8 protein-coding genes are annotated in these 11,799 nt (G+C 30.0%); 2 read left to right on the top strand and 6 right to left on the bottom strand.

From position 1 onward, the window contains the following. Nucleotides 1-45 precede the first annotated feature (45 nt). Together B8978_RS10650 and gltX are read left to right on the top strand one after the other, a co-directional pair. Nucleotides 46-690: a DUF4397 domain-containing protein gene (locus B8978_RS10650; RefSeq protein ID WP_084115988.1), complete on the top strand. Its 645-nt coding sequence runs from the start codon at nt 46-48 to the stop codon at nt 688-690. Nucleotides 691-845: 155 nt separating this feature from the next. Continuing rightward, a complete protein-coding gene (gene gltX / locus B8978_RS10645; RefSeq protein WP_084115986.1) occupies nt 846-2,312 on the top strand; it encodes a glutamate--tRNA ligase in 1,467 nt (488 codons plus the stop codon). Between the two features lie 148 nt (nt 2,313-2,460). Here the strand turns inward: gltX and B8978_RS10640 are convergent, their stop codons facing one another. From B8978_RS10640 to B8978_RS10615, 6 genes are all read right to left on the bottom strand, one after another. Next, the gene (locus B8978_RS10640) at nt 2,461-3,240 is read right to left on the bottom strand and encodes a prepilin peptidase (RefSeq protein WP_084115984.1); all 780 of its coding nucleotides are present in this window, start codon (nt 3,238-3,240) and stop codon (nt 2,461-2,463) included. A 42-nt stretch (nt 3,241-3,282) separates the two neighbouring features. Further along, a complete protein-coding gene (locus B8978_RS10635; protein WP_139796032.1) occupies nt 3,283-3,711 on the bottom strand; it encodes a type II secretion system protein in 429 nt (142 codons plus the stop codon). 79 nt (nt 3,712-3,790) lie between these two features. Then, a complete protein-coding gene (locus B8978_RS10630; RefSeq protein WP_084115982.1) occupies nt 3,791-4,477 on the bottom strand; it encodes a ribonuclease H-like domain-containing protein in 687 nt (228 codons plus the stop codon). A 128-nt stretch (nt 4,478-4,605) separates the two neighbouring features. Then, nucleotides 4,606-6,075 (bottom strand): hypothetical protein, encoded by a 1,470-nt coding sequence (locus B8978_RS10625; RefSeq protein ID WP_084115980.1) that lies wholly within the window; start codon nt 6,073-6,075, stop codon nt 4,606-4,608. Between the two features lie 126 nt (nt 6,076-6,201). Then, nucleotides 6,202-7,704, bottom strand: coding sequence for a hypothetical protein (locus B8978_RS10620; RefSeq protein ID WP_084115978.1), 1,503 nt, complete (start codon nt 7,702-7,704; stop codon nt 6,202-6,204). A gap of 84 nt (nt 7,705-7,788) precedes the next feature. Then, a complete protein-coding gene (locus B8978_RS10615) occupies nt 7,789-11,760 on the bottom strand; it encodes a carboxypeptidase-like regulatory domain-containing protein (protein WP_084115976.1) in 3,972 nt (1,323 codons plus the stop codon). Nucleotides 11,761-11,799 lie beyond the last annotated feature (39 nt).

Below are 11,799 nucleotides of genomic sequence, written 5' to 3'. Positions count from 1 at the left end.
TGAACATATACTAATAAAGAACAATATTTGAAAGGTGACCTTTATATGTATTTTGATTCATATTCCAATGATTCTAGATTACAACCTTCGCTTTCTAATGCAAGAATATTTCATTCTATTCCAAATGCACCTGCCGTTGATGTTTATTTAAATAATAGGAGAGTTGTACAAAATCTTCATTATGGAGATTTCACAAAATATTTACCATTAAGACAAGGTTCATATAATGTTAAACTAACTCCATTTAATCAACCAAATAAAACATTATTAACAAAAAACATAAACATAAATGATTCTTCAATTTATACAATTGCTGCAGTAGGCTATGTTCCAAAAATAGATTTGCAAACAATACTTGAGCCAAAGGGTCCCATTATTCCTGGAAAACTATTTTTAAGGTTTGTTAATTTATCTCCAAATTCAAGACCTGTTGATTTATCACTTATAAATGGTAGAAAACTTTTTACTAATGTACCATACAGAGGAGTAACAGACTACATTCCTCTAAACCCAAATAAATACAATTTTCAGATAAAAGACACCAAGAATGGAAATTTACTTTTAAATGTGCCCAATATAAATTTAAGAGAAAATCGATTTTACAGTATTTATTCAATAGGTCTTGTGGGCGATAAACCACCTCTAAAAGTTGTTATCCCTCTAGATGGTAATTCTTATTTAAGATTTTAATTTTGTAATATGAATATAATTTGACACTGCGCTTTGTATTTAGCTATTGACACCATTTTTCTATTATATTATTATAAGGATAGTGTTTTAGTATAAATGCCTTTCATCTTAAAGTGGTGGGGGGCTTTAATTTTATATTCATAGGAGTGAGTAAAATGTCTTCAAAAGAAATTAGAACTAGATTCGCACCAAGTCCTACTGGTTATATGCATATTGGTAACCTTAGAACTGCTTTATACACTTATTTAATAGCAAAGCATGATGGTGGTAAATTTATATTAAGAATAGAAGATACGGACCAAGAGCGTTTTGTTGAGGGTGCCGTAGACATTATCTACAAGACCTTAAAAGAAACTGGACTTGTACATGACGAAGGTCCTGATATAGGTGGTCCTGTTGGTCCATATGTTCAAAGTGAAAGAAAAGGTATGTACCTAGATTACGCAAAAGAGTTAGTTGAAAAAGGTGAAGCTTATTACTGTTTTTGTTCAAAGGAAAGACTAGACATATTAAAAGTTAATGCCGAAGCTTTAAAAAGGCCTTTTAAATATGATAAACATTGCAAAAACCTTCCAAAAGAAGAAATTGAACAAAAACTTAAAGATGGTGTTTCTTATGTAATAAGACAAAATAACCCAACCACTGGAACAACTACCTTTGATGATGTTATCTATGGAAAAATTTCAGTAGATAATTCAGAACTTGATGATATGATCCTTATAAAATCTGATGGATTTCCTACATACAACTTTGCAAATGTAGTAGATGATCATCTTATGGGCATAACTCATGTGGTGAGAGGAAATGAATATCTTTCATCTGCACCTAAATATAACAGACTTTATGAGGCGTTCGGATGGGAAGTTCCAATATATGTTCACTGTCCACCAATAATGAAAGATGCACACAGTAAACTTAGTAAAAGAAATGGTGATGCTTCCTTTGAAGATTTAATAAACAAAGGTTATATAAAAGAAGCAGTGCTTAATTTCATTGCTTTACTTGGCTGGAATCCTGAAGGTGAAAATGAAATATTCACTCTTGCTGAGTTAACTGAGAAATTTGATTATGCTACAATAAATAAATCCCCTGCAATATTTGACCCTGTAAAATTAAGATGGATGAATGGCGAATATATCAAGAGAATGTCTCCTGAAAAATTCCATGAACTTGCTTCTCCATATTATGAAGGTGTTATAACAAACAAAAACATAGACCTTCTAAAAATCAGTGAACTTTTACAGACTAGAGTTGAAGTTTTAGGTGAAATACCTGAAATGGTTGATTTTTTTGATACTCTTCCTGAGTATGATATAGCTATATATACTCATAAAAAGATGAAGACAAATACAGAGAACTCACTTACTAGCCTAAAAAAATCACTTCCAATTTTAGAAGCCTTAAGTGATTGGAATATTGATGTTATTCATGATTCTATGATGGCACTTGCAAAAGAACTAGAGGTTAAAAATGGAATAATTTTATGGCCTTTAAGAACTGCTCTTTCTGGAAAACAGTTCACACCAGGTGGTGCTTTTGAAATTGCCGATATAATTGGTAAAGAAGAGTCAATTAAAAGAATAAAAGTTGGAATTGAAAAATTAGAAGCTGCTCTAGCTTAAATTAGAGTCTTAATTAAAAATTTACTTTCAGCAAAAAGTTAAGGAAGCTTCTTCTGGCAAAGCCAGAAGAAGCTTCCTTAACTTATCCATTCACTACCATCCGTAAGCCTCCCACTTCGACTTACATGAATATACATATATTAGAGACCTATCTTATTAACATATTTAAATAGTAGCTTATGATATCTTGTCCAAAAAATGTGGTTAATATAGCTGCAAGTACAATAAATGGACCAAAGGGTATATAGTCCTCTCTAGTTTTTATTTTCATAGCTATAAGCACTATTCCTATTATTCCTCCAAGTACAAAGGAAATCATCAGCATTACAATTGTAAGTTTAAATCCGAGGAAAAGTCCAACTACTAAACATATCTCAGCATCTCCCCAGCCCATACCCTCGGTACCAATGATTATCTTGGATCCTATTATAATGAGTGCTATAACTCCTCCTCCAATAATACCTCCAAGTACATATGTAGTTATACTATTTTTAAAATAAACATCTGCTAATATAAACACTACCCCAAAAATAGCACCTGTTAACGTAGTACTAAAATAAACATCTGTTGTATCAAAATCTATCATACCAATGATTATAAGAATTGATATAAACACAATAAACTTTATCGTCAAAATAGCTAGTCCATATTTAAAATACACCAAATAAAATAAAATTCCTGTTATTAATTCTACCGTTGGATATCTAAGTGATATTTTTTCTTTACAATATCTACATTTTCCTTTTAAGAAAACGTAACTTAATATTGGTATTAAATCATACCATTTTAATCTATTATTGCAGCTAGTACAATGGGAGGGAGGATATGAAATCGACTCTCCCTTTTGAATTCTAAAAATACAAACATTGAAAAAACTTCCAAATATTAACCCTGTGATAAAAACAAATAAACTAATTATTAAATTCATTACTATATCACCATAACCCCTTACATAATAATTAACCTTAGTTTATTGAATAGTAATTGTAGATGCTGCTCCATTCATGGCATTTACAGAAAAATCTCCATCTGCTACCTTTTCTAAATTCGCTAAGGATTGTACTTCATGAGTTCCATCAAGACAAGTTGGTATCTTACTTCCATCTAATACTTTTTCTGAAACCAAATCTGTGATTCCTGCTGGATATTGAATTGCATCAGCAGCATCACTTATTTGATCAGCATTGCTATCTTTATCAGAATTATATGCCTCTATTGCACTAACAACAGTTTTTGCACTAGTTTGAATGTTAGATTTTTCAGCTTTTTCTCTATAGCCAAGCACATTGGGTACAAGAATTGCTCCAAGTATTGCAAGAATTGCAATAACAACAATTACTTCAATAAGTGTAAAACCAGATTTTCTTTTTCCTTGTTGCATAAATTTATTTTTATTCATGTTTTATATAAACATCTCCATTACGATATTTGTACAACGAACTTGCACATATCATGATGTTTGACATAAATCACATAAATTAATCACTTGTTTCAAATTCTTTTTTTTCTTTATCTTCAGTTTTCATATATTTTTTCCAATTTGTCATAATGTAGAATAAACTTACTACATCTTGCTCATTATAAAACAATATCTTATCTTTTTTTTCAACAGGCATTCTATCAAAATAAGTATCATCACATATTATTTTATTTATAGTTTTTGCAAGGTTAGATCCGCTAATGAGCTCACTTTCTCTATCAATTTCAAATATTTTTTCAAGTTTTTTAAGACCTATTCCCTCTTTTTTTTCTTTTTCATATTCTTTTTGCAGGTCAATTTGCAAAAAAATTTCTTCTACTTTATAATCTATACCCATTTTATTATACAAGTATCTTAAAACTGTAAAATCATTATTGCCTGAAAAAGTGACAATATATTTTTTACCATACTTTTCATTTTGTTCGTTAAAATATTTATTTGACATTTTAATAATCTTTGAAGCATCATTTTTATTTTCTATCATATATTGGGTTACACAAATGGAATTTGAAAGTTTATCATAATATGAGCATCCAAACACTCCAATACATATTGGCTTTTTATAAACATAATGCTCTAAATCGAAAAAAAGTGCATCCTCATACAACAATTTTTCATCACCAATACTAAAAACCTGTTCTAAATCAATTTTATCAACTTTTATAACATTATTCCTTATAATCACATACATCACTCTTTCCTTTAAGCAAAAACAAATCACCTTAAAAATGCCTAAACAAATAATTTATAATAACATTATAACCTAATCTGTTAACAATAAGCCACAGCTACAGTGGATATATTATATGTTTATTAGTAAAAATCTACTTTATATATGCAATAATTATCATCATCATAAACTACTGAAAGGTTTTTATAATCCCTCAAAGTATCATATACTGTGTATGATTTGTTTATTAATATATAATTTATCTTATATTTTTTTATAAGCTTATCCGGTTCATAGTCGTCCACAAAACCTCTCATAAAATCATAAAATGCATTTGTATTTTTATTGTAACTTGGCAAAAATAAATCTGCTCTACTATCCACAAAACTTGGAATCCCTCTAAATATAAGATATGGACTGTCATTATAATGGCTTAATAAGTGACTGTATTTAATCTCCGGATGATTATTTATGTAATTAGCTGCATAAACAGGTTCATCACTATTATTTACTTTATATAGTGTCACCTTATTTGAAAAAAAATCACATGTGTAGAAAACATTAGGTATTATTAAAATTGCTTGAACCATTACAAAAATAGCAACTCTTACTAAGTTTTTAGTTATTATCCCTCTTAAGGGCTTTACAATATTCATTTCAACCGGGAAACTCGAAATTATATATTCTATTCCAATTGATACATATTGCGATAAAATTGGTAAGGCTAAAATTGATAAAAATATAATCTGTCTATTTGATGAAAAAGCTAAAAGTATAATACTTCCAGAAAACAATATATCTTTAACTTTAACTTTATTAAATGCATAGATAAATACAATAAATACAACAATTACTAAGGAGGCCTTATAATCGTATAGTGCAGTAACCTTCCATTCGTTAATATATGTTTTTTCAACTGACATTGACTTCATAGCATTTATCGTGTACATGTATATGTCATATGTATATGGATTTATCAAGATACATAGTAGTGAGGCTATGAAATATTTATAGTTCTTAAAAAGCGTGTAATAGGCAAATATAATGATATAAATAGGATATATACCACCATGAAGATTAATACCTACTGTTAAAACAATAAGACCAATTAAGTACTTCCTTTTTTCTAATAAAATACACAAAAAAAGAATTACTGGAACGGATACTGTAAGTGGTCTAAAGGCAAGTCCTACATCACTATACAATGAAATTAAATAAAAACTTGTACAAATTAATGAAACCCATCTGTTTTTGCTTCTAATATTTACAAGTGAATAAAGCAAAATACATGTTATAGTGTTCACAACTCCAATGAAAATAGAAACGGATAAAAAGCCATGAATGGAATACACAAAATACGCCACAATTCCAAATAACCATTCATGACTAATCCACTTGAGATTCATACCTTTCCCGTACCAAGAAAAAATATCGTGGTATGGGATTGCCATATTTTTTATAATGTATTCCCCTACCTTTATGTGCCAAAAGCCATCATTTACTATCTTAAAGGTTAAGCCGTAGATGAAAGCGAAGGACAATAGGACTAATAATATCAATAAGTGTATGTTTTGAAATATGATTTTCTTTACCACATGTTTGTTTTCGTACATAAAAAACTTCTCCTATCAATTTCCATAAAATTTCCAATATAAAATTATAATAACATAAGAATCCGTTTTTTACTGTACAATTTTTATAAATTCATTAAATTTTAATATAGAATTATGTTTTTACTCTTATTTTACATAATAATTTACCTTGAATATACAATAATTTTTATCTTGGTATATTATACCTAAGTTTTTATATGATTTAAAAGTATTATAAATTGAATAAGATTTATTAATTAATATATAATTTATTTTATATTTTGTAATTAGTGCCTGTGGATTATATCCATCTATTATATGTAAAATAACATCATATAGTACTGTAGTATTACTGTTAAATTCAGGATCAAATAAATCCTCTCTACTATCTACAAAGGTTGGAATTCCTCTAAAAATTAAATATTGACTATCATTATAGTGACTAAATAATTTACTACTCTTTATCTCTGGATGCTTATTTATATAATCTACTGCATAAATCGGATTTGTAGCAGCTTCAACTTTAAATATATTCATTCCATTATCAAAAAAATTGTAGCAATACTTAACATTGCTAAAAGATAAAATCACTAATATTATTATGGAACTAGAACTCTTTAAAAATACTGATTTTTCAATTCTAAATAACTTATTAATTTGAAATAATTTAAATTTAAATACGTAGTTGTTTAAAAGTTCATCTATTGCACTATTAATATACGGTGCTACCATTGGTAAAACTACAATTACTAGAAATACTAATTGTCTATAAGAAGATATTGACAATAAAATAAATGCACCCGAAAATATTATTTCCCTTAAATTAAGTCTTGTTAGTGCATATGTTAAAGCTGTTATTACTATAATTATTAATGGAATTTTATAATCAAATAATGCTACTGTATGCCATTCAGATATGAATTTTTTGTTTAATTGAAGTTCTTTCATAGTTTTGTATGTATAAATGTATAAATTATATGTATATGGATTTACTAAAATTCCTGATAAACAAGCAAAAAACCACTTAGACTTTTTAAGAATAGTATAATATCCAAATAACATAATATACACTGGATAAATGCCACCATGTACATTTATACCCACTATAGTCATTGCTAATGCCCATAAGTACTTTTCTTTTTCAAACAAAATGTTTACTATCAGTATAATTACACAAGAAATCATGATAGGTCTGTACATTACACTAAATCCATGATTCAAAATAAGAATATAAAAGCTTGTACAAAAAAGTGCAATCCACTTATTTTTAGTTCTAATTAATACTAGTTTGTTTAAAAGCAAAGCAATTAACACACTTATTATTCCCATAAATATTGATACCGAAAAAAATCCATCTATTGAATATACTAAGTATGCAATTATTCCAAATAACCATTCATGATTTATCCATGAAAGGTGCTGACTCTTTCCATACCATGAAAAAATATCATAATGGGGAATCGTTTTATTTTTTAAAATATACTCTCCTACTTTGATATGCCAAAAGCCATCATTCATAGTTGTAAAACTTAAGCCATAAATAAATGCCATAACTATAATTATTAATAGGCACAGGTAATAAAAAAATGTTGAATTCTTTATTACTTGATCTTTAAAAAGTAACTCACTCAGTTTTTTGTTGTCTTTCATAAGTCTTTCCTTTCCTTAAAACATATATAATTTAAATAACATTCAGACAGAAGTAATTTCCATCTGAATGTTATGTTTTTCTTTCTATCTTAAACTTACGTCATTTCCAACCTGAACATTAATAGATGCTAAGGTTACAGTATGGCTACCATCTGAAAGAGAGGCTTTTATACTTGTTGTTACAGAATTTCCAGTGCTACTTACAATTTTAATTGGAGTTCCTGCAGCTACAGTAATTGTACTAACTTCATTTCCAGAATTGTCTAATATTTTAATGTTATTATCTGCAACTGTAAATGTAATGTTTAAACTATTATTTTCATTTGTCTTTGATGCTACTACTGAATTATTATCCATTATAGAATAATCTATTGTAGCCGTATTTCCTGTATCATCTGTTCTAGTTCCTGTTGTAGGTGCCACATAAGTTATATTGCTAGAAGCCTGCAAACTATAATCATTTAATTGTATTGAACTAGAAGTTGTAATAGCACTTATATTTTCATTTGCATCTACAGCTATAGCTTGAAGATATCCACCTTGCGTTATGCTTATTTCACTTCCATCTGATGGATATATGCTCCAAGATGCATCCTTTGGATCATTTGAAAGTGATGGATCCTTTGGATTTGAAACAATCCTATACAATTCCTTTACAACATCCGTTCCATTTGTATTTGGATAACTAATGCTTGCTATTGCACTCTTCTCATCATCTGAAACTGTAATACTTTCTATAGTTGGTGCAGCTGGCAGTATATCTGTAACTGTATATGGCGCTGGATTACTTTGCTCATTGTCTGCTGTGTCATAAGCTGTTGCAGTTATTACTGTTCCATTTAATGTAATTTTAGCGGCTGTATCACTTAAAGTATAACTATACGTTGTAACTCCATCATTTGTACTTACAGGTGTTAGACCACTAATATCATTTGCATACAATGTCTTAGTGTAGTTCATGTTACCTGATGTATTTTGAATGTTAATTACAACTTTATCCGTAGGTTCATCACTTTTGCTTGTAAATTTAACTACTGCCTGTGCACTTGTTCCTGCAGTATCCTTTGTTTCACTTATTGTTGGTGTATCAATATTAGATTGCCTAGCAAAGTCAAGGCTTCCAGTATCACTGCTAGTACCTACAGCATCTTTATCAGAAGCTGTTATTGTCTGTGACGACTTAACAATAAATGTATAATAAGTTGCAAAATCAGTATCACTTGCTGTTTTGTGTATCGTTTCAGGCGTCTCTATTCCACTAACTGGATCTACCGTTGTAATATTTATATATTCATCAGTTAAATTTTCTCCATTGTTATTTGCAAAGTTTACAGTTATCTCTTTATAACTTGAACCTGCTGGTGATATATAGCTACTATTTTGTGTAATAGTTGGTTTATCTGGATTTATTGTTATATCCTCAGGTACTACATTACTATATTCATTATCAGGAACTCCACTGCTTGAAACATAACTTGTCTCGCTTTGTGCATTAACTCTCTCATCCTTTGAAACTGTAAAGGAGCCTGCATAAGCAGTACTTGGTAAACCTATATTGCTTTTGCTATAATCCGATATACTGTAATTTTGTGCAATTAAGCTTCCACCATTGCTATTAGGATAAGTTATTGTTACTACCTTATGGGTGCTTCCATCTGCTGCTGGGGAAACATTTATAACTGGATCTCCTGGATTGATATCTGTAACTTCATAATTTCCAGTGTTTCCTTGCACATTAGTAGTATCAATACTATAAGCTGTTATTGCTTGATCTTTACTTACTTCAAAGGTTTCTATATATTCCCCTTGTGCATTTGGAGTTACTGCTGCTACATGATCTGTTTCACTGTTTTCTCCATTAGCTTGAATAGTAACATGCTCATTTTGCAAGCTGTATTTAGAAGAATTTCCAAAGTCAATTGTAATTATTTTATTATTAGGGTTGTCCGTTGCTGCTGCTTCAGAAAATAATGGTACTGGCGGTTTAATATTAACTACTTTATATGCTGTTTCACTTTGGTTACCTTTTGTATCTTTACTATACGCATATACAGTTTGACTCTTATTAACATCAAAAGTGTATTTAGGATAAGTCATATTTGAACCTGTTATAACATGATTCCCACTGACACCATTTTCATCTACATAACTTATATCATATTCATTCAAGCTGATTCCACTAGTATTAGTAAAATCTATAGTTACCTTTTCTTGTGCTGCTCCATCGTCTGAATAAGTTATTGTTGGTTTATCTGGAACAACATCACTTACAGTAAAACTAGATTCTTTACTTGTTATTGCACTAGTGCTTCCATCCCATCCATTAAAGTTGCCGCTTGTAATTGCTGAAATTGTTTGATTGTTATATATATCAATAGTAACTGAAGTTCCTGTAACATGATGATCTGTTGGTGTGCTATCACCTTGTCCTTGATAATTAATAACTTCATCTGAAGTCGTTACCCCACTGCTATTAGGAAAATTTACCGTTACCTGTTTATGCTTTCCATCCACTGAATTTTCCGTAAAAGTTGGCTTTTCTGGCAATATATCTTTAACGTCATATTGAGTAGTATTACTTCGTAAGCTATCATCACTGTTCATGCCATAGGCTTTTATTGTCTGATCTGAACTTACTGTAAAAGCTCCTGTGTAGTCATGCCAAAAAGGAACTGTATCACTTGGCCCTTGATAAAACACTTTTGTTCCCGCTGGAACTTTGCTTTGATCTGCATAATTAACTGTAATAGTTCTTGGACTATTTGTATCTGCATTTGAGTTACTTGATGCACTTTCACTTATAGTAGGCTGCTGAACTGTGTTAGGCTGTAATGTAAAATTTGCTGTTGTCTTATTTCCAACAGTAACACTTACATTTTGTTGAGCAGTTTGGTAGTTTTTAAGTGAAGCTGTAAGCATTCCTAAACCTGCTGGTACATCAGATAGCGTATAAGTTCCATCTGCTGCTGTTGTGGTTGTATCTCCAAAGGAATCTGATACAGTTGCACCTTCAAGAGCAGTACCACTTGAACTTGTAACCTTTCCTGTTACAGTTCCATAGTCTTGAATAGCTTTATCATTTATAAGAAGTTTAGCAAAATTTATAGCATATCCATCTGCAGCATTACTTGTAGTTGGATCATCTATCTTTATCTGTATAGATCCAGTTTTAAGTAAATTTAAATATTGAGTTGGAATTCTAAGCGTAATAAGTTGTCCCACTGGTCCTGATTGATTTAGAGAGTTAATTGCATCACTAAATTCTTGTATTTCCGTGCCGTTTATAGTAAAGTGATATTTTCCCGTAAACCTATGAGTACTTGCATTTGGATTTGTAGAAGCAGATGTAGGACCTGCTTGAAAGTCATCAACAAATAGCTGAAGCACTGCATTTCTAATATATTTATAGTTAGCCGCTGTAGGATCTGTAAAATTATATTCATTTTGATTACTGCTGTAATCTATTGTTATAGGTTGTACAGAAGTAAAAGCTTGGTTGCTACTACTTAATCCACTTCCAAAGTAACTTCCATTTTGTGCTACCGAAAGTGGATAATTTGAAGCGGAATAGCCATTAGGATATTTACTAACAGAATATCCATCAGTATAACCATTGCTATATAACGATCCTGCACTACTCATATGATTCTCAATATAATTATAAGCACCAGAATTCACCATAATAGTATTAATACCTAGTGGTGTATCCTGCTGTTTAGTTGGGAACGGAAAATTATGTCCTATAGTTGCCCCTGAAAATGGATTTATAAATGTTGTGGTTGTAGTTGAATACCATCCATATCCACTTGTAGTAGTCTTATTCCATCCAAACCCAAAGTTATCAATAGCACCAACTCTGGTCATTACGTCAGCTTCACTAGTGTCTTTCAATGTAAGATTTTCAGAATTCCAATTACCATTATTAGGATCACTACTTGTATTTACACTTGTATTATCTGCATTTACAACAATAGGCTTAATATATATTGAAGTAGTTAATATAATGCAAATTGAAACAAAACAGCTAATTAACCTATTAATTGATTTTCCTTTCATATTTTTCCCCCCAAACTACTATAATCTTCTAATTTTATA

The sequence above is a fragment of the Clostridium acidisoli DSM 12555 genome (assembly GCF_900176305.1).
In the GTDB taxonomy this organism is placed as follows: domain Bacteria; phylum Bacillota; class Clostridia; order Clostridiales; family Clostridiaceae; genus Clostridium_I; species Clostridium_I acidisoli.
The sequence above is the reverse complement of the archived record's forward strand: the minus strand, read 5'-3'. Positions and strand labels throughout refer to the sequence as shown.

Bases quoted from the DNA above. Each gene is read 5' to 3' on its own strand.
- B8978_RS10635 (WP_139796032.1), bottom strand. From the start codon at position 3,711: ATGAATAAAAATAAATTTATGCAACAAGGAAAAAGAAAATCTGGTTTT.
- B8978_RS10620 (WP_084115978.1), bottom strand. From the start codon at position 7,704: ATGAAAGACAACAAAAAACTGAGTGAGTTACTTTTTAAAGATCAAGTA.
- gltX (WP_084115986.1), top strand. From the start codon at position 846: ATGTCTTCAAAAGAAATTAGAACTAGATTCGCACCAAGTCCTACTGGT.
- B8978_RS10615 (WP_084115976.1), bottom strand. From the start codon at position 11,760: ATGAAAGGAAAATCAATTAATAGGTTAATTAGCTGTTTTGTTTCAATT.
- B8978_RS10625 (WP_084115980.1), bottom strand. From the start codon at position 6,075: ATGTACGAAAACAAACATGTGGTAAAGAAAATCATATTTCAAAACATA.
- B8978_RS10640 (WP_084115984.1), bottom strand. From the start codon at position 3,240: ATGAATTTAATAATTAGTTTATTTGTTTTTATCACAGGGTTAATATTT.
- B8978_RS10650 (WP_084115988.1), top strand. From the start codon at position 46: ATGTATTTTGATTCATATTCCAATGATTCTAGATTACAACCTTCGCTT.